This is a genomic window from Thermococcus sp. ES12, from assembly GCF_012027515.1.
Classification (GTDB): domain Archaea; phylum Methanobacteriota_B; class Thermococci; order Thermococcales; family Thermococcaceae; genus Thermococcus; species Thermococcus barossii.
Genome location: NZ_SNUP01000019.1, coordinates 1 through 557, shown reverse-complemented (window position 1 = coordinate 557; position 557 = coordinate 1). Strand labels below are relative to the sequence as shown.

General features: G+C 39.3%; 1 protein-coding gene. It reads left to right on the top strand.

Annotated features, from left to right (window positions below; genetic code table 11):
- The coding region (locus E3E37_RS10775) for a Kae1-associated kinase Bud32 (RefSeq protein WP_167717339.1) at positions 1–557 on the top strand (557 nt) is incomplete at both ends.

Below are 557 nucleotides of genomic sequence, written 5' to 3'. Positions count from 1 at the left end.
TTAATCATAAAGCACCGTATTTCAAAGCGGTACAGGATAAAGGAGATTGACCAGAAACTGAGGAAAGAAAGAACTGTTAGAGAAGCAAGAATTCTGCACAGAGCTAAAGAGTTTGGGGTTAATGTTCCCTATGTCTATGAAGTTGATTTGAAGGATATGAAAATTGTTATGGAATTCATCGAAGGAGAGCGTTTGAAAGAGTATCTGGAAAAAATCCCAATAGAAGAACGTTTAAAACTTTGCCGCGAAATTGGAAGGCAAATTGGGAAACTGCATGAAGCGGGTATTATTCACGGAGATTTGACGACATCCAACATGATTTTAAGAGAGGGAAAAATTTACTTCATAGATTTTGGACTGGCAGAGTTTGATAACACAGTTGAAGCTCAAGGGGTTGATTTACATCTCCTAAAGAGAGCTATGGAAAGCACCCACTATAAGTGGTTTGAAAAAGGTTTTGAGGCTGTTCTTGAGGGTTATGGAGAAGTTAGGGGGAAAGAGAAAGCCCAAGAGCTGAAAGAGAAGATAGAGGAGATTGAGAGCAGAGGTAGGTATGT